General features: G+C 71.0%; 15 protein-coding genes. 4 read left to right on the top strand and 11 right to left on the bottom strand.

Annotated features, from left to right (window positions below; genetic code table 11):
- Positions 1-20: 20 nt before the first annotated feature.
- Positions 21-761 carry an FAD-dependent thymidylate synthase gene (gene thyX / locus OHA84_RS26060; RefSeq protein WP_053683881.1) on the bottom strand — a complete coding sequence of 247 codons (741 nt, stop codon included), beginning with the start codon at positions 759-761 and terminating at the stop codon, positions 21-23.
- Positions 762-987: 226 nt separating this feature from the next.
- Between thyX and OHA84_RS26055 the strand changes: the two genes are divergently transcribed.
- Both OHA84_RS26055 and OHA84_RS26050 read left to right on the top strand, forming a co-directional pair.
- Positions 988-1,227, top strand: coding sequence for a hypothetical protein (locus OHA84_RS26055; RefSeq protein ID WP_053683883.1), 240 nt, complete (start codon positions 988-990; stop codon positions 1,225-1,227).
- Between the two features lie 48 nt (positions 1,228-1,275).
- Positions 1,276-1,830, top strand: a complete 555-nt coding sequence (locus OHA84_RS26050; RefSeq protein ID WP_053683885.1) for a PH domain-containing protein — start codon at positions 1,276-1,278, stop codon at positions 1,828-1,830.
- Between the two features lie 34 nt (positions 1,831-1,864).
- On the opposite strand, the gene OHA84_RS26045 is transcribed toward OHA84_RS26050, so the two are convergent.
- The 6 genes from OHA84_RS26045 to eccD all read right to left on the bottom strand — a co-directional run bounded on the left by OHA84_RS26045 (position 1,865) and on the right by eccD (position 9,032).
- Complete coding sequence (locus tag OHA84_RS26045; protein WP_053683886.1) at positions 1,865-2,317, bottom strand: hypothetical protein; 453 nt, start codon at positions 2,315-2,317, stop codon at positions 1,865-1,867.
- Positions 2,318-2,336: 19 nt separating this feature from the next.
- Positions 2,337-3,092, bottom strand: coding sequence for a 4-hydroxy-tetrahydrodipicolinate reductase (gene dapB, locus OHA84_RS26040; protein ID WP_053683889.1), 756 nt, complete (start codon positions 3,090-3,092; stop codon positions 2,337-2,339).
- Between the two features lie 81 nt (positions 3,093-3,173).
- Positions 3,174-4,553 (bottom strand): pitrilysin family protein, encoded by a 1,380-nt coding sequence (locus OHA84_RS26035; RefSeq protein WP_266950229.1) that lies wholly within the window; start codon positions 4,551-4,553, stop codon positions 3,174-3,176.
- A complete protein-coding gene (locus OHA84_RS26030; RefSeq protein ID WP_266973951.1) occupies positions 4,550-6,772 on the bottom strand; it encodes a polyribonucleotide nucleotidyltransferase in 2,223 nt (740 codons plus the stop codon). Before OHA84_RS26030 ends, OHA84_RS26035 begins: the two co-directional genes overlap by 4 nt.
- A 286-nt stretch (positions 6,773-7,058) precedes the next feature.
- Positions 7,059-7,346 carry a 30S ribosomal protein S15 gene (gene rpsO, locus OHA84_RS26025; protein ID WP_053683894.1) on the bottom strand — a complete coding sequence of 96 codons (288 nt, stop codon included), beginning with the start codon at positions 7,344-7,346 and terminating at the stop codon, positions 7,059-7,061.
- 174 nt (positions 7,347-7,520) lie between these two features.
- A complete protein-coding gene (eccD, locus tag OHA84_RS26020) occupies positions 7,521-9,032 on the bottom strand; it encodes a type VII secretion integral membrane protein EccD (RefSeq protein WP_266969548.1) in 1,512 nt (503 codons plus the stop codon).
- 207 nt (positions 9,033-9,239) lie between these two features.
- On the opposite strand from eccD, the gene eccCa reads away from it, so the two are divergent.
- Positions 9,240-13,202: a type VII secretion protein EccCa gene (eccCa, locus tag OHA84_RS26015; protein WP_053683898.1), complete on the top strand. Its 3,963-nt coding sequence runs from the start codon at positions 9,240-9,242 to the stop codon at positions 13,200-13,202.
- Between the two features lie 100 nt (positions 13,203-13,302).
- Positions 13,303-13,536, top strand: coding sequence for a DUF397 domain-containing protein (locus OHA84_RS26010; RefSeq protein WP_053683900.1), 234 nt, complete (start codon positions 13,303-13,305; stop codon positions 13,534-13,536).
- Between the two features lie 114 nt (positions 13,537-13,650).
- On the opposite strand, the gene OHA84_RS26005 is transcribed toward OHA84_RS26010, so the two are convergent.
- The 4 genes from OHA84_RS26005 to eccB all read right to left on the bottom strand — a co-directional run bounded on the left by OHA84_RS26005 (position 13,651) and on the right by eccB (position 17,452).
- Positions 13,651-13,956: a WXG100 family type VII secretion target gene (locus OHA84_RS26005; RefSeq protein ID WP_053683902.1), complete on the bottom strand. Its 306-nt coding sequence runs from the start codon at positions 13,954-13,956 to the stop codon at positions 13,651-13,653.
- A gap of 44 nt (positions 13,957-14,000) precedes the next feature.
- Positions 14,001-14,321 (bottom strand): WXG100 family type VII secretion target, encoded by a 321-nt coding sequence (locus tag OHA84_RS26000; protein WP_053683904.1) that lies wholly within the window; start codon positions 14,319-14,321, stop codon positions 14,001-14,003.
- A gap of 213 nt (positions 14,322-14,534) precedes the next feature.
- Complete coding sequence (mycP, locus tag OHA84_RS25995) at positions 14,535-15,866, bottom strand: type VII secretion-associated serine protease mycosin (protein ID WP_371591456.1); 1,332 nt, start codon at positions 15,864-15,866, stop codon at positions 14,535-14,537.
- Positions 15,867-15,877: 11 nt separating this feature from the next.
- Positions 15,878-17,452 carry a type VII secretion protein EccB gene (eccB, locus tag OHA84_RS25990; RefSeq protein WP_266969551.1) on the bottom strand — a complete coding sequence of 525 codons (1,575 nt, stop codon included), beginning with the start codon at positions 17,450-17,452 and terminating at the stop codon, positions 15,878-15,880.
- Positions 17,453-17,621 lie beyond the last annotated feature (169 nt).

Raw genomic sequence — 17,621 nt, 5'->3', positions numbered from 1 at the left:
GCGCGGGCATCGCTCCGGCCTTACGGGGCAACGCGACCGTTCGCGTTGTACGCGGCGTACGTGAGCGGCATCAGACCGGCCCAGTGCCGCTCCATCTTCTCGCCGACCATCTCGATCTCCCGCTGCGGGAAGGACGGGGTGGTCGCCAGCTCGTGCTGGGTGCGCAGGCCGAGGAAGTGCATCAGCGAGCGCGCGTTGCAGGTGGCGTACATCGAGGAGAAAAGTCCGACCGGCAGGACCGAACGGGCAACCTCCCGTGCCACGCCCGCCGCCAGCATCTCCTGGTAGGCCTGGTAGGCCTGGACGTACGAGTCCTCCATGACGCGGCCGGTCAGCTCCTGCTGCGCGGCGGTTCCCTCGACGAAGACGTACTTGCCCGGGCGGCCCTCCTGGATCAGCTTGCGATCCGCGTCCGGGACGTAGAAGACCGGCTCCAGCTCCCTGTAGCGGCCCGATTCCTCGTTGTAGGACCAGCCGACGCGGTGCCGCATGAACTCGCGGAACACGAAGATCGGGGCGCTGATGAAGAAGGTCATCGAGTTGTGCTCGAAGGGGCTGCCGTGGCGGTCGCGCATCAGATAGTTGATGAGGCCCTTGGAGCGCTCGGGGTCCTTCTGGAGCTCCTCCAGGGACTGCTCGCCGGCCGTGGAGACACGGGCGGCCCACAGCACGTCGGAGTCGGCGGCGGAGTGCTTCACCAGCTCCACCGTCACGTCACTGCGGAAGCTGGGTTTCAGGTCTGAAGCGGCGTTCTCGCTCACCGGGGGTCCTTCCGAACGGTATTACCTGGGGCGCGCCCACTCTACGGCGCGGGGAACGGCTCGATTCCCAGGCCGGCGCGGTGGCGGGGTCACCCGTACAGCTGACGCCGCGCCATGTGATTCGGCGAATGTTCCGATTCGCGGCACGGATCGGGGACTTCGGACGTCTTACCTGGAGAACGCACCACGTGGCCCGCGGGCCCTGACCGTGAGGAGAGTGCCTCCCATGTTTCGCCGGCGCGAACCCGTCCCCTTCGCCTTCGTCGCCGAGGCCGACCGATTCCGCAGTAACGTCACTCCACCGCCGCGAGAGAGTCTGGCCAAGACCCAGATCGCCGCCCGTACGCTGGTCGGACTGACCGTGGTGGCGGGGCTCGTCGGCTCGCTGCTCTTCGGCATGCCGGCACTGCAGCCGCACAAGGCGCCCCAGAAGTCACAGCAGTCGGAGGCGTCCGAGGGGCGGTAGCCTCACGGGCACAGCCCAACCGAACGTGCATGTGAGTGAGGTCCAGCCGTGCCCCTGCCCTTCTTGACGGCCGACGGCGTCTTCGACGCGCACGAAGAAGAGACACTGCCCCACGACGATCCCGACCGTTGGCGTCGGCCCTACCGTCCCGGCCCCTGGCGGGTCGCCGTCGCGGCGCTGCTGCTGCTGCTCTCCGCCTTCATGCTCCTGGCCACGATGATCGTCGCCTTCGCGGGCACCTGGGGCGGGGCTCTGCTCTCCCTGGCGGCCGCGCTCGCCGTGGTCGGGGCGACCCTGCGCCTGCTGCGCATGGGTGTCTGGGTGAGTCGTACGGGACTGCGTCGGGTGGGGTTCTTCGGAACGCGCTCGGTCGCCTGGAGCAAGATCGACAGCATTCGTACCGTGCAGCAGCCGGTGCGTTGGCTCGGACTGCCGAGGACCGTGCAGGGTCAGGCCCTGACCGCGGCGGCGCGCGACGGCGGCGAACTGCCGGTGCTCCTGACCGACCACAACGCCGATTTCCTGGCCCGGTCCGAGGCTTTCGACCGGGCCGCCGGGATGGTGGAGGCGTGGGCCGACGAGTACCGGCCCGTTCCCGCCTGAGTCGTCGCCGGCGCACGTGGAGCCCGTACGGGGATCAGACCTGTACGGGCTTTCCGTCGTGCAGGGCGATGGCTCGCTGCATGGCCCTGCGGGCCCGCGGGGTGTCGCGGGCGTCGTGGTAGGCCACGGCGAGCCGGAACCAGCTGCGCCAGTCGCCCGGCGCGTCCTCGGTCTCGACCTTGCGGCGCGCGAAGACCTCGTCGGCGGAGTCCCGAAGGATCCGCCCGTACTGGTCCCGCTCCAGCTCGTCCGCCGGCAGGGCGCCCTCGGCCTCCAGCTCGGCGGCGAGCTGGTTGGCCTTGGTGACGAACCGCGTGTTCTTCCAGAGGAACCAGATGCCGATGACCGGCAGGATCAGCACGGAAAGGCCCATGGTGACGGTGAGCCAGGTGCCGTGCTGAATCAGCATCAGGCCCCGGCTGCCGACCAGGACGAAGTAGACGACCAGGACGGCGGCCGTGAGGAAGTAGGTGATCTTCGCGCGCATGGGTACTACTGCCTGCTCATCAGCCGAGGTCGAGGAAGTGTTCCAGGCCGAAGGTGAGGCCCGGGGTCTGCGTCACGCGGCGCGCGCCGAGCAGGATGCCCGGCATGAAGCTGCTGTGGTGCAGGGAATCGTGACGGATGGTGAGGGTCTCCCCCTCGCCGCCGAGGAGCACCTCCTGGTGGGCCAGCAGGCCGCGCAGTCGGATGGCGTGCACGGGCACGCCGTCCACGTCGGCGCCGCGGGCTCCGTCGAGGGCGGTGGCGGTGGCGTCGGGCTGGGCGCCCAGACCGGCTTCGGCGCGGGCGGCCGCGATGAGCTGCGCGGTGCGGGTCGCCGTGCCCGAGGGGGCGTCCACCTTGTTGGGGTGGTGCAGCTCGACGACCTCGACGGACTCGAAGTAGCGGGCGGCCTGGGCGGCGAACTTCATGGTGAGGACGGCGCCGATGGAGAAGTTGGGGGCGATGAGCACCCCGGTCTCCGGGGAGCCGGCGAGCCAGGTGTTCAGCTCGGCCAGGCGCTCCTCGGTCCAGCCGGTGGTGCCGACGACGGCGTGGATGCCGCGGCGGACGCAGAAGTCGAGGTTGTCCATGACGGCGGCGGGGGTGGTCAGCTCGACGACGACCTGGGCGCCGGCGTCGGTCAGTGTCTCCAGCTTGTCCCCGCGGGTGAGCGCGGCGACCAGTTCCATGTCCTCGGCGGCCTCGACGGCCTTGACCGCCTCGGCGCCGATGCGCCCCTGGGCGCCGAGAACCGCGACCCGCAGCTTGCTGCTCATGCTCGTGCTTCCTTCGCTTCCATGTCACAGGGCCGGGTGCCGGCCGGCCGGGGCGGACCGGCACCCGGAAACCCCAGGATCTCAGGCCACCGCTTCGTCGAGGCGGGCGGCCTGCTTCTCCTTCAGCGGTCCGATCACGGCGAGGGACGGCTTGTGGGCCAGCACGTCCTGCGCGACGGCCCGGACGTCGTCCGGGGTCACGGCCGCGATCCGGGCCAGCATGTCGTCGACCGACATCTGGTCGCCCCAGCACAGCTCGCTCTTGCCGATCCGGTTCATGATGGCACCGGTGTCCTCCAGGCCGAGGACCGTGGAGCCGGACAGTTGGCCGACGGCCCGCCTGATCTCCTCGTCCGTGAGCCCGTCCGAGGCGACCTTGTCCAGCTCGTCCCGGCAGATCCGCAGCACGTCGTGGACCTGGCTGGGCCGGCAGCCGGCGTACACGCCGAACAGGCCGGTGTCGGCGAAGCCCGAGGTGTACGAGTACACGCTGTAGGCGAGGCCGCGCTTCTCCCGGACCTCCTGGAACAGCCGGGAGGACATGCCGCCGCCGAGGGCCGTGTTCAGCACGCCCAGGGCCCAGCGGCGCTCGTCGGTGCGGGCGAGGCCGGGCATGCCGAGGACCACGTGGGCCTGCTCGGTCTTGCGGTTGACCAGTTCGACGCGGCCGGCGGTGCGGATCCGCTTGGTGCCGCCGCGCGGGCCGATCGGCTCGGCGTCGGTGCGACCCAGGGCGCCCGCCTTCTCGAAGGCGGCGCGGACCTGACGTACGACCTTGTTGTGGTCGACGTTGCCCGCCGCGGCCACGACCAGGTGGGTCGGGTCGTAGTGCTTCTTGTAGAAGCGGCGGATCCGGTCGGCGCCGAGCGCGTTGATCGTCTCCACGGTGCCGAGGACGGGACGGCCCAGCGGGCTGTCGCCGAACATGGTCTGCGCGAACAGGTCGTGCACGCAGTCGCCCGGGTCGTCCTCCGTCATCGCGATCTCTTCGAGGATGACGCCGCGCTCGGCGTCGACGTCCTCCTCGCGGATCAGCGAGCCGGTCAGCATGTCGCAGACCACGTCGATGGCCAGCGGCAGGTCGGTGTCGAGCACCCGTGCGTAGTAGCAGGTGTACTCCTTCGCCGTGAAGGCGTTCATCTCCCCGCCGACCGCGTCGATCGCGGAGGAGATGTCGAGGGCACTGCGCTTGTCGGTGCCCTTGAAGAGGAGGTGCTCCAGGTAGTGCGTGGCGCCGTTGAGCGTGGGCGTCTCGTCCCGGGAGCCCACGTTCGCCCAGATGCCGAAGGTGGCGGAGCGGACGGAGGGCAGCGTCTCGGTGACGATGCGCAGTCCGCCGGGCAGGACCGTGCGCCGGACGGTGCCGATGCCGTGCTGCCCCTTGAGCAGGGTTTGGGTACGGGCGACGGCCCGCCCCTCCGAAGAGGGGCGGGCCGTCACACGGGAACTACGCGACGTCACTTGTCGGAGTCGTCCTTGTCAGCGTCGGCGTCGGCCGCTTCGCCCTCGACCACGGGGACGAGGGAGAGCTTGCCGCGGGAGTCGATCTCGGCGATCTCGACCTGGACCTTGGTGCCGACCGCGAGCACGTCCTCGACGTTCTCCACGCGCTTGCCACCGGCGAGCTTGCGGATCTGCGAGATGTGCAGCAGGCCGTCCTTGCCGGGCATGAGGGAGACGAAGGCACCGAAGGTGGTGGTCTTGACGACCGTACCCAGGTAGCGCTCGCCGACCTCCGGCATGGTCGGGTTGGCGATCTGGTTGATCGTGGCGCGGGCGGCCTCGGCGGCCGGGCCGTCGGCGGCACCGATGTAGATGGTGCCGTCGTCCTCGATCGTGATCTCGGCGCCGGTGTCCTCCTGGATCTGGTTGATCATCTTGCCCTTGGGGCCGATGACCTCACCGATCTTGTCCACCGGGATCTTGACGGTGATGATCCGGGGGGCGTTGGGGGACATCTCGTCCGGCGTGTCGATCGCTTCCATCATCACGTCGAGGATGTGGAGGCGGGCGTCGCGGGCCTGCTTGAGGGCGGCGGCCAGAACCGAGGCCGGGATGCCGTCGAGCTTGGTGTCCAGCTGGAGCGCGGTGACGAACTCCTTGGTGCCGGCGACCTTGAAGTCCATGTCGCCGAAGGCGTCCTCCGCACCGAGGATGTCGGTGAGGGCGACGTAGTGGGTCTTGCCGTCGATCTCCTGGGAGATCAGACCCATGGCGATGCCGGCGACGGGGGCCTTGAGGGGCACACCGGCGTTCAGCAGCGACATGGTGGAGGCGCAGACCGAGCCCATGGACGTCGAGCCGTTGGAGCCGAGGGCCTCGGACACCTGACGGATCGCGTAGGGGAACTCCTCGCGGGTCGGGAGGACCGGCACGATCGCGCGCTCGGCGAGCGCGCCGTGGCCGATCTCGCGGCGCTTCGGCGAACCGACGCGGCCGGTCTCGCCGACGGAGTACGGCGGGAAGTTGTAGTTGTGCATGTAGCGCTTGCGGGTCACCGGGGAGAGGGTGTCCAGCTGCTGCTCCATACGGAGCATGTTGAGGGTGGTGACGCCCAGGATCTGGGTCTCGCCACGCTCGAACAGCGCCGAGCCGTGCACGCGCGGGATGGCCTCGACCTCGGCGGCGAGGGTACGGATGTCCGTGATCCCGCGGCCGTCGATGCGGACCTTGTCCTTGATGACGCGCTCGCGCACCAGGGCCTTGGTCAGGCTGCGGTAGGCGGCGGAGATCTCCTTCTCGCGGCCCTCGAAGGCCGGGAGGAGCTTCTCGGCGGCGATCTCCTTGACGCGGTCCAGCTCGGCCTCGCGGTCCTGCTTGCCCGCGATGGTCAGCGCCTGGGAGAGCTCGCCCTTGACGGCGGCCGAGAGGGCCTCGTACACGTCGTCCTGGTAGTCCAGGAAGACCGGGAACTCGCCCTCGGGCTTGGCGGCCTTGGCGGCCAGGTCGGCCTGGGCCTTGCAGAGGACCTTGATGAAGGGCTTCGAGGCGTCGAGGCCGGCGGCCACGACCTCCTCGGTCGGCGCCTCGGCGCCGCCCTGGACCAGGGCGATGGTCTTCTCGGTGGCCTCGGCCTCGACCATCATGATCGCGACGTCGCCGTCCTCCAGGACGCGACCCGCGACGACCATGTCGAAGACGGCGTCCTCGAGCTCGGTGTGCGTCGGGAAGGCGACCCACTGGCCGCGGATCAGCGCGACGCGGACGCCGCCGATCGGGCCGGAGAAGGGCAGGCCGGCCAGCTGGGTGGACGCGGAGGCGGCGTTGATCGCCACGACGTCGTACAGGTGGTCGGGGTTGAGCGCCATGATCGTCGCGACGACCTGGATCTCGTTGCGCAGGCCCTTCTTGAAGGACGGGCGCAGCGGGCGGTCGATCAGGCGGCAGGTGAGGATCGCGTCCTCGGAGGGCCGGCCCTCGCGACGGAAGAACGAGCCGGGGATCTTGCCGGCCGCGTACTGCCGCTCCTCGACGTCCACCGTGAGGGGGAAGAAGTCGAGCTGGTCCTTGGGCTTCTTCGACGCGGTGGTGGCGGACAGCACCATCGTGTCGTCGTCCAGGTAGGCAACGGCGGAGCCGGCGGCCTGGCGGGCCAGACGGCCCGTCTCGAAGCGGATGGTGCGGGTGCCGAAGGAACCGTTGTCAATGACGGCCTCGGCGTAGTGGGTCTCGTTCTCCACTAGCGATATCTCCATTTTCGTCGTCTCCGTCCGCCACCCGTGTGGTGACGAACGGTGTTGGAGAAGCGCTCCTGGCGTGCGGGCCGGTCTTCGATCGAAGCACCCGGTTCGTTGCCCTCGCTGGGCTTTCCGGATGCCACTACCGAGGACCGGCGGCGTAGGGAGGGCGCTCCTCCTCTTCGGTTGTGCGCGTGTGCTTCCAGACTACAAAGCGTGTGGCGCGTCGCGCACGTACAGCAAAGGGAGCGGCCCCCTCAGTGTGGGAACCGCTCCCTTCACAGCGTCTTTACTTGGCGCCGGCCGCACCGCGGCGGATGCCGAGGCGCTCGACCAGCGTACGGAAGCGCTGGATGTCCTTCTTGGCCAGGTACTGCAGCAGGCGGCGACGCTGGCCGACCAGGATCAGCAGACCACGACGGGAGTGGTGGTCGTGCTTGTGGGTCTTGAGGTGCTCGGTCAGGTCCGAGATGCGGCGGGAGAGCATCGCGACCTGAACCTCGGGGGAGCCGGTGTCGCCCTCCTTGGCACCAAATTCTTCGATGAGCTGCTTCTTCGTTGCGGCGTCGAGCGGCACGCGTACTCCTCGTGATAGGTCTTCGTTGCCACCGAGTGCCCCAGGTCGAATTCTCTGGGGATCTTCCGTTACTCGGGAGGCGGGGTCCGCTGAGCGCAGCCTCCAGAGGACCTCCGGGAGCGCGTACACAAACGGCCGTCATACAGCGTACCAGGCTGCCGGGTCCCGGCAGTCTCAGCTGGTGAGAGCGCGGGCCCGGGAGTAGACGTCGAGCACGGCCAGGGTCAGCGGGACCAGGCTGAGCAGCACCGCGGCCTCGGTGAGGTCGAGCATCCGTCCCCAGAAGGGTGACAGACCCTTGCGCGGGATGACAAGCGCAATACCGGTGAGGAGGACCGCGCCGGCGGCGACGGCGGCCGAGAGCCAGATCGCACGGAGGTCCAGGCCGCCGCGGTCGCCGTGGAGCAGGAGCTCCGCGACGAGGTCGGCCGGCGGGTGCAGGGCCAGGCCCAGGACGAGCAGGGCGACGGCGGCGAGGCCGGCGGCGAGGGCGCACACCACCTGTGAGGTGTAGCGGAAGAGCCGGGCCCGGAGCAGCATGGCGAGGCCGGCGGTCAGGGCGAGCAGCCGGCCCCAGGTGTCGTCGGAGAAGCCGAGGACCGCGGCGGCGCCCACGGCGACGGCCGCGCAGCCACCGACGAGGCCGAGCAGCATCTCGTGGCCCCGGCGGGCCTGGACGGCGATGGCCTCGGCGTCGAGGGCGGCCGGGTCGCGCCGGGCCTCGGCGGCGGGATCGGTCGGGGCGCCGCTGGGCCGGGGCTCGTGGTGGTCCGGGATCTCGTGGTCGCCGGCGGAGCTCTGCGGGGCGGCGTAGCCGATGGGCAGTCGGGCGAAGCGCGCGGAGAGGCCGGGGAGGAAGGCGACGAGGCCCACGGCGACGGGGGCGCAGACGGCGGCCGTGGCGGTGGCGGAGCCCTCGGTGGCGATGGCCGCGAAGGCGGCGAGGGTGCCGGTGGCGGCCAGGAAGGTGGCCGCGACGAAGGGGGCGTCGCCGTTCGGGGTGAGGGCGACCAGGGCGACGGCGGCGACGAGGGCGCAGAGGCAGCCGAGGAGGAACTGGAGGCGGCCGGGTCCCTGGCCGGCCGCGGGCGCGACGATGGCGGAGCCGGCGATCAGCAGGTGCGGGAGGGCGGCGAGGCCGAGGGCGACGGCGGAGCCCCGGTCGCCGTACACCCGGGCGCGGACGCCGGCGGTGGCGACCAGCAGGACGGCGACGGCGCCGGCGATGACGCCGGGCAGGCCGTGCATGTCGTGGCGGACCGGGTCGGCGTACCAGAGGACGAAGCCGAGCAGGACGAGCAGGACGGAGGCGCCGGCCAGGCCCGCGCCGCGCAGCATGTCGTCGCTCCAGCGGTGGCGGTCGCGGACGACGGCCGAGGCGACGGCATCGGAGACGTCGTCGAAGACGGCGGGCGGCAGGGACTCGGCGAAGGGGCGCAGGCTGAGCACCTCGCCGTCGAGGACCTGCTGGGCGGCGAGGGTGCGGGCGCCGTCGAGGACGACGCCGGAGCGGCGTACGAGGTGGAAGCCGGTCGGTGCGCCGACGGGCTGGGTCTGGCCGGTGAGGCGCAGCAGTTCGGGGTAGACGTCGGCGACGGCGATGTCCTCGGGGAGGGCCACGTCTATCCGGCTGTCCGGGGCCACGACGGTGACCCTGCAGAAACCCGTCGCCTCGGCCGTACTCACCTGTGTGCCCCCTGGTTGGCGTGTCCGGCCGTGCGCGTGCGCGGGCCGAGTTCGCGGTTGCGCATGCCGCGCGCGGTCACCCTACCGGGCCGCCGCGGGAGGGTCGGCAAGTAGGATCGCCGTCGCGCGGGGGAGTCCCCCTCCGTGTCCGGGACTTGGGGGCGCCGGTTGCGACGTCCCGTCCGTTTTCAAGGGATTGATGCTCCGGTGAGCCAGATCGTCGTGAAGCGCCCGCCCCGGGCGCTGCCGCCCGAAGTCCCTTCGGAGGAACTGAGGCTGGAGGCGCCGCCGGAACTGCCGCGCGGGCAGCAGGAGGGCATGCTGATGCAGCTCCTGCCGATGCTCGGCATGGGTTCGTCGGTCGTCTTCTTCTTCATGCCGGGCGCGGCGCCGTTCATGCGGATCATGGGCGTGCTGATGCTGGTGTCGACCGTGGGCATGGTGATCGCCCAGCTGGTGCGTCATCGGCGCGGTACGCAGGGGCAAATGGCCGACGTGCGCCGGGACTACATGAAGTACCTGGCGCAGACCCGGCGGCAGGTGCGCAGGACGGCGCGGGCGCAGCGCGACGCGCAGTTGTATCTGCACCCGGCCCCGGAGCAGTTGTGGTCGGTGGTGGCCGAGGGGTCGCGGCTGTGGGAACGGCGGGTCGGGGACGCGGACTTCGGGCAGGCGCGGCTGGGCTTGGGCGCGCAGCGGTTGGCGACCGCGTTGGTGGCTCCGGACACGGCGCCGGTGGACGAGCTGGAGCCGCTGACGGCGGGCGCGATGCAGCGGTTCCTGAAGGTGCACTCCTCGTTGGACGGGCTGCCGGTGGCGGTGTCGATCCGGGCGTTCTACCACGTGACGGTGTCCGGGGAGACGGAGTCGGCGCGCGGGACGGCGCGGGCGTTGGTGGCGCAACTGGCGACGTTGCACTCCCCCGAGGACCTGATGGTGGCCGTGGTGGCCGCGCCGGGTGCGGTGCCCTCGTGGGACTGGACGAAGTGGTTGCCGCACACGCAGGTGCCCGGTCAGGTGGACGGGGCCGGCACGAAGCGGCTGTTCGGTGACGACCTGGGTGAGCTGGAGGGGTTGTTGGCGTCGCGGCTGGAGGGGCGGCCGCGCTTCAGCCGGGAGGTCTCCCCCGTGTTGGACCAGCCGCACCTGGTGGTCGTGCTGGACGGGGGGATCGTGCCCCCGGATTCGGTGTTCGCGGCGGTGGAGGGCCTCCAGGGGGTCACCGTCGTCGAGGTGGTCGCGGGCGAGCTCGACGAGCCGCGCGGCGGCTTGTCCGTGGTGGTGCGGCCGGGTCGGTTGCGGCTGGAGTCGGGCGCCGGCGTCGCCTACGAGGGGGTGCCGGACACCCTGTCGTTGCCGGCGGCGGAGGCTCTGGCCCGACAGTTGGCGCCGCTGCGCACGGGTGGCGGTGACGAGGACGAGCCCTTGTTGGCGAATCTGGACTTCACGGATCTGCTGAACCTGGGTGACGCGGCCTCGATCGACGTGTCGCGGACGTGGCGGCCCCGGTCGGCCGGTGAGCGGTTGCGCGTGCCGATCGGCGTGGGCGAGGACGGCTCCCCGGTGATGCTGGACCTCAAGGAGGCCGCCCAGGAGGGCATGGGTCCGCACGGTCTGTGCGTGGGTGCGACCGGTTCCGGGAAGTCGGAGCTGCTGCGGACGCTGGTGTTGGGTCTGGCGGTCACGCACACCTCGGAGACGTTGAACTTCGTCCTCGCGGACTTCAAGGGTGGTGCGACGTTCACGGGCATGGGGCAGATGCCGCACGTGGCGGCGGTGATCACCAACCTGGCGGACGACCTGACGCTCGTGGACCGCATGGGCGACTCGATCCGCGGCGAGTTGCAGCGCCGGCAGGAGCTGCTGCGGTCGGCGGGCAACTACGCGAACGTCCACGACTACGAGAAGGCGCGGGCGGCCGGCGCGCCGCTGGAGCCGTTGGCCTCGCTGGTGTTGGTCATCGACGAGTTCTCCGAACTGCTGACGGCGAAGCCCGACTTCATCGACATGTTCATCCAGATCGGTCGCATCGGGCGTTCGCTGGGCGTGCACCTGTTGCTGGCGTCGCAGCGGCTCGAGGAGGGGAAGCTGCGCGGGCTGGACACGTACCTCTCGTACCGGGTGGGTCTGCGGACGTTCTCGGCGGCCGAGTCGCGGACCGCGCTCGGGGTGCCCGACGCCTACCACCTGCCGTCGGTGCCGGGTTCGGGGTACCTGAAGTTCGGTACGGACGAGATGACCCGCTTCAAGGCGGCGTACGTGTCGGGCACCTACCGTTCGGGCGGGCCCGACCTGTCGGTGGGGCTGTTCCCGTTGGAGCGGCGGCCCGTGCGCTTCACGGCGGCGCCGGTGCCGGTGGTGTACGCGGCGCCGGACCCGGCGTACCTGGCGGCGCAGGCGGCCGCGCAGGGGGACGACGCCCTGGCGGACACCGTGCTGGACGTGATCGTGGGCCGGCTGGAGGGTCAGGGCGTGCCGGCGCACCAGGTGTGGCTGCCGCCGCTCGACCAGGCACCGCCGCTGGACCAGTTGCTGCCGGCCCTGGCCCCGTCGGCGGAGCGCGGGTTGCACGCGCAGGGGTACACGCGGCCCGGCGGGCTCGTCGTGCCGCTCGGCCTGATCGACAAGCCGTTCGAGCAGCGGCGTGAGGTGTTGTACCGGGACTTCTCCGGTGCGGCGGGTCACATGATGGTGGTGGGCGGTCCGCAGTCGGGCAAGTCGACGCTGATGCGGACGTTGATCTCCTCGTTCGCGTTGACGCACACCCCGCGCGAGGTGCAGTTCTACGGTCTGGACTTCGGCGGCGGCAGCCTCTCGTCGGTCGCGGAGCTGCCGCACGTGGGTGGGATCGCCTCGCGGCTCGATCCGGAGCGGGTGCGCCGGGCGGTCGCGGAGGTCGCGGGCATCCTCGATCGGCGCGAGGAGTTCTTCCGCGCCAACGGCATCGACTCGATGGGCACCTACCGTCGGCGGCGCGCGGCGGGCGAGCTGCCCGGCGAGGCGTGGGGCGACGTGTTCCTGATCGTCGACGGGTGGGGCGGCTTCCGAACCGAGTACGAGGGCCTGGAGCCGGTCGTCACGGACATCGCCGCTCGCGGCCTGGGGTACGGGATCCACGTGGTGGTGACGGCCGCGCGCTACATGGAGGTGCGGTCCGCGCTGAAGGACCAGATGTTGAGTCGGCTGGAACTGCGGCTCGGCGACGTCATGGACTCCGAGTTCGACCGGCGGGTCGCCGCGAACGTCCCCACGGGGATGCCGGGTCGCGGTCAGGTGCCGGAGAAGCTGCACTTCCTCGGCGCGCTGCCGCGGATCGACGGTTCGCACACCGCGCAGGACCTGTCGGACGCCACGGCGGCGTTCGTGGCGGCGGTGAAGGGGGCGTGGACGGGGGCCTCGGCTCCGGGCGTGCGGCTGCTGCCGCGGCTGCTCCACGCCGATCAGCTGCCCAAGGGCGGGGAGTACCCCTCGCGCGGGATCTCGATCGGCATCGGGGAGACGGACCTGGAGCCGGTGTTCGTCGACTTCGAGACCGATCCGTTCTTCCTGGTCTTCGGCGAGAGCGAGTCGGGCAAGACGAACCTGCTGCGGCTCATCGCCCGGCAGATCGCCGACCGGTACACCCCCGACCAGGCCAAGCTGGTGGTCGGCGACTACCGGCGGGGGCTGCTCGGGGCGCTCCCGGAGGAGCACCTGTTGGAGTACGCGCCGATGGCGAGTTCCCTCCAGATGCACATGGAGGCGCTGGGCGGGGTGTTCTCCCGGCGGCAGCCGCCCGACGACGTGACCCCGCAGCAGTTGCGGGACCGCAGTTGGTGGACGGGCCCGGACGTCTTCATCATCATCGACGACTACGACCTGGTCGCGACGAGTCAGGGCAATCCGCTGGCCGCGCTGGTGGAGTTCCTGCCCTTCGCCCGGGACACGGGCGTCCGCTTCATCGTCGCCCGGAACTCGGCGGGGGCCTCGCGTTCCCTGTACGAGCCCTTCATGCAGCGGATCAAGGAGCTGGGGGCGCAGGGCGTGGTGCTGTCGGGTGATCCTTCCGAGGGCGACCTGATCGGCAGTGTCCGGCCGCGTCCGATGCCACCGGGCCGGGGCTACTACTCCTCGCGCAAGCGGGGCACGTCGTTGGTGCAGATCGGGCGGTTGCCGAACTCCGCGCCGTGAGGCAGGACCGAGAAGTCGAATCGCTCCCCCACCCGCGGCGCCGGCGTCGATAATCGGGCCGGAACGCTGCACCGCCGTCGTACGAAGGGAAGGCCGCACCATGGGGTCCCAGCAGGAGAAGGACGAGCTGTACGCGCTCGACATCAGCGGCGTCGAGTGGGAGGGCCCGCCCGGGACGAGTCCCGACGAGGAGCGGGTCGAGATCGCCAAGCTGCCCGAGGGGGCGGTGGCCATGCGGTCCTCGCTGGACCGGGAGACGGTGCTGCGGTACACGGCGGCCGAGTGGGAGGCGTTCGTGCTCGGCGCCCGGGACGGCGAGTTCGACCTGCGCTGACGCCGGTGGCGTCGGGAGACGCGGACGGGGCGCGCCCGGTGCGGGCGCGCCCCGTTCGGGCGTTCGGCGCGGGGCCTGATGTCGGCCACCGGCTACCGGCTACCGGCTACCGGCTCAGTAGGCCTCGGTGAACAGGCGCGAGGCCTTCACGTCGGTGGCGCGGTAGTCGCCCTTGCCGGCCTCGATGAGCTTGGCGACGGTCTCCAGCTGCTTCTGCATGTGGTCGGCCGCGGCCTTGTACTTCGCCTGGAGGGCCACGTACTCGCGGTGCGCTTCACCGTCCCAGGTGTCGGTGACGACCTTGACGGCCTGCTCCATGTCGGCCAGGTCCTTGAGGATGTTGTTCGACACGATCCGGATACGGTCGGCCATCTGCTGGACGGTCTCGTACCGAACCCGGGTGTGGCCGGGGTCAACCATGGTCTTCTCCTTCGCGCTGGGGCTTGACGGGCGACGACGCCGGGTCAGATGTTGTTCAGGCCGGACTTGTTGGCGGCGGCGAAGGTCGCGCGCACGTCCTCGTCCTGGGCGTTGCTCAGGTTCTTGGTCTGCGAGATCGCGTGGTGCAGGACCCCGAGCAGGCGGCGGATCTTGTCGTGGTCCATGTTGATGTCCTCCTGCGCCTTGGCGAATCCGCCGGCGCCCACACCGGTCCAACCGGCGCTCACCGTCGCGACGATGTCGGCCAGTTCACGGGACTGGGTGGTGACGGCCTGGGCCGTCTCGGAGATCTTGTTGGCCGCCTTGACGACCGGATCGTCCGCGAGTCCGAAATTGTTCGTCATCCGAAGCTCCTCACTTCTCAATTCGCCGGCAGAACCGGCGGACTGCGTGGCGGAGCGGATGTTCCGGGCGCGGCGTGGAGCCGCTCGCCTCGGAGGTCCCCCTCCGCTTCACGCGATCCCCCGATCACAGTCGTGAAGCTCGGCGTCACTCTAGTCACTTCATCTCACCGGCCCAACACCGGTGTCCCACGGCCTTCGTGGGCCGGTGGCCGTTCACTGCAAACGGCGGCGGCGTCGGGCGTCGCGGATGACGGTGGCGGTCCCCGCGATGACACCGATGAGGACCACGCCGATCCCGAGAGCGTACGTGCCGAGGCGCTCCTGCCGTTCCTGCGCCGTCTCGGTGAGACTCAGTCGCGCGGCCTCCGGGGCGGCCGCGGGGGGCGGTCCGGGGTCCGGGACGGGAGCCTTGGGGGGTTCACTGTCCTGGGTGACCGCGCGGACCGGGTCGACGACCCCCCAACCGACGTAGTCGTCACGGCCGTTGACGGAACGCTCGGCGGTGTTCTGAATCTGCCAGACGATCTGCCGCGGGGTCCAGTCCATGTGCTCGGCGCGCAGCAGGGCGGCCAGGCCGGCGACGTACGGCGCGGAGAAACTCGTCCCGTTGTCGATGCACTGGCCGAAACCCGGGACGGTGGAGACCATGTCGACGCCGGGGGCCGCGACGCCGACGAAGTCGCCGGGCTGGGAGAAGGCGGCGCGCTCGTTGTTGCGGTCGGAGGAGGCCACGGCGAGGACGTCGGGGAAGGCGGCCGGGTAGGTCCTGCGCTTCTGTCCGCCGAGGCCGTCGTTGCCCGCCGAGGCGATCACCACGACCTTGGCGTCGACGGCGCGCTTGACGGCCTTGGCGAGGTCGGAGTCCGGGCCGAGCGGGGCGTCGGTGTCCTGCGAGATGTTGATGACGTGTGCGCCCTTGGCCAAGGCGTGGTCGATCGCCTTGGCGAGGGTGGCGGCGTTGCCGTTGCCCTGGCCGTCGTTCTGCCGGATGGGGATGACGGTGGCTTCGGGGGCGAGGCCGACGAAGCCGGTGCCCTCCTGGGGGCGGGCCGCGATCAGTCCGGCGACCTTGGTGCCGTGGCCCACGGTGTCGGCGGTGCCGTCGCCGCCCTTGGGGTCGACGAAGTCCTTGCCGGCTGAGACGTCGAGGGCTCCGCTGAGCTGCGGGTTCGCCCGGTCCACGCCGGTGTCGATGACCGCGACGCGGATGCTCGTCCCGTCCTTGGCCTTGCCCTTGGTCCGAGCCCAGAGAGCGTCGAGGAGCAGCCGTTGCAGGGCCCACGGGCGATCGGCGATCTGCTTCTTCATGGGGAAGGTGCACTCGCCGGCTCCGGAGACCCGGGAGGCGTCCGAGGCGAACGCGGGTGACGCGGGTGACGCGGCGTACGAGGGCCGGGGCGCGGCGGCGGCGCTCGCGCCGGGGATCGTGACGAGCGCGAGGGCGCAGGCGAGGAGCGCGGCCCGCGCGGCCTCGCGCGCCGGCCCGGGCTGAAGGGTTCCGGGGGCGCGGGGGGCGCGAGGGCGTCGCATCGGCGTTTCGGGCATCGGCGGCGTCCTCACAAACCCTGCGGCTGGCGGGCGGAGTTGGTGTCCAGCCGTGGCCCCTTGGAGAGGAACTCGGACCACGCGATGGGCACCATGGCCGGTGTGACGGCGCCGTAGCCGAGCCGGATCTGCGCCTGGCTGGCCTCGGGACGGCCGTCGGCGGCGGGGTCCTTCGGGGCGCCGGCGCCGATCTTCGACTGCTCGGCGTCGCTGTCGCCGTTGGCCTGTACGGCGTAGCGCAGGCCGGTGTCGGTGACCAGGAAGAGGGAGCCCCCGGCGGTGGTCTGCCGGCCCTGGGTCTGGGTGTAGAGCAGGCCCGAGCCGGGGGTGACGTACGAGCTGGTGCCGCTGGCGGTGATGTCGAGGGGGAAGCCGGTGCCGGCCCAGGTGCTGAGGGTCTGGTTGCCCTGGCCGTCGACGGATCGCAGGACGTTGCAGACGGTGTCGCGCTGCTCGGTTCCCTCGGCGGCGCCGGCGGTCGGCGCGACGCGGTTGATCTGGGGGCCGCGTCGCTGCGGCCATCTGGCCTCGTTCTTGAACGGGGTGGCGTCCGGGGTGAGCGACTGGAGGTCGATCTCGCGGGCCTTGCCGTGCATGTCGAGGGCGTCGGTCGCCGGCGCGGAGATCAGCAGCCAGGCCACGAACTCCGATACCGGGGCGACCCGTCCGGGCAGGACCACGTAGTGCTGGGTGCCGGAGCCGGTCTGGGCGGTGAGCACCATGCCGACCTTGTTGTCGGCGGTGGCCAGGCCCTGCACGTTCGCGTTGGCGCCCGGTGTGCCGGGCAGCTGCGGGAAGGCCAGGTCGTCGCCGGGGTTGAGGGTGGCCAGCCACTGCTCGGTGACGGACTGCGGGACGGCGCCGGTACCGACCAGGGCGGTGGTGAGGGTGCCCGCGTCCGGTCCGCCCTCGGGGAACCTGTACTTGGTGCCGCCGGCGTCGACCAGGTAGCGCTCCTTGGCGCCGCCGGTGTTGCGTACGTAGAGCAGTTGGCCGCCGGTGACCTTGCCGGGGCCGTCCACGCGCCCCGCCTCGCGTTCGGCGAGGACGAAGGCGGCGGTCTGTACTCCCTGGCCGTTGCCGCCGGGCTGTTGACAGACCGCCCAGCGCTTGGCCTCGCCGGCGTCCGCGGCGGTGGGCAGCCGGTCGGGGGCGTAGGGGATGCCGATGATCGGGCCGCGCGGCGGTTTGCCCGCGTCGAGGATCTTGTCGTCGATCGGGACGACCTTGAACTTGGACGGATCCAGGAGGAGTCGGGCGGAGGCCAGGTTCAGCACCGGGTGGAGCCGCGTCTGCGCCTTGCCGTTGATCTTGGTGGACAGGACCACGTAGCGGGTCGTGGACTGTTTGCCGACGATGACCGTGGTGCCCGGCTCGGCCCAGCCCTTGGGCGCCTGCGGTTTGAACATGCCCCAGGCGCCGAAGCCCGCCAACACCAGTGCCCCGACGATCACTCCGGGCAGGACGGCGCGCAGTGGCCTGGGCGCTCCCTCCTCCGTGCCGGTGGCGGACGGTTGGAGGAAGGCAGCCACCGTACGCCGCTTCGCAAAGGTGTACGCGTTGAGCTCATCACGTCGTGATGCCATGGCCGCCTGCTTCTCCCCGCACGGCCCGGTCGGTGAGTACGGTCCCCGAGCCTCGATTGTCTGACCGGGCACCTACTATGCCTCTTGCCGGAGGCCACGTACGGGGCGGGTAGGCTCTGTTGGCCGTTCAACACCCCCGTTCACGACCTCCGGACCGCGCGATTTCAGG

The organism is Streptomyces sp. NBC_00513 (assembly GCF_041431415.1).
Classification (GTDB): Bacteria; Actinomycetota; Actinomycetes; order Streptomycetales; family Streptomycetaceae; genus Streptomyces.
Note: the sequence above shows the minus strand (reverse complement) of the source record. Positions and strands in the feature narration are given on the sequence as shown.

Bases quoted from the DNA above. Each gene is read 5' to 3' on its own strand.
- OHA84_RS26055 (WP_053683883.1), top strand. From the start codon at position 988: ATGTTTCGCCGGCGCGAACCCGTCCCCTTCGCCTTCGTCGCCGAGGCC.
- OHA84_RS26045 (WP_053683886.1), bottom strand. From the start codon at position 2,317: ATGCGCGCGAAGATCACCTACTTCCTCACGGCCGCCGTCCTGGTCGTC.
- dapB (WP_053683889.1), bottom strand. From the start codon at position 3,092: ATGAGCAGCAAGCTGCGGGTCGCGGTTCTCGGCGCCCAGGGGCGCATC.
- OHA84_RS26010 (WP_053683900.1), top strand. From the start codon at position 13,303: ATGGGGTCCCAGCAGGAGAAGGACGAGCTGTACGCGCTCGACATCAGC.
- OHA84_RS26005 (WP_053683902.1), bottom strand. From the start codon at position 13,956: ATGGTTGACCCCGGCCACACCCGGGTTCGGTACGAGACCGTCCAGCAG.
- OHA84_RS26000 (WP_053683904.1), bottom strand. From the start codon at position 14,321: ATGACGAACAATTTCGGACTCGCGGACGATCCGGTCGTCAAGGCGGCC.
- mycP (WP_371591456.1), bottom strand. From the start codon at position 15,866: ATGCCCGAAACGCCGATGCGACGCCCTCGCGCCCCCCGCGCCCCCGGA.
- eccB (WP_266969551.1), bottom strand. From the start codon at position 17,452: ATGGCATCACGACGTGATGAGCTCAACGCGTACACCTTTGCGAAGCGG.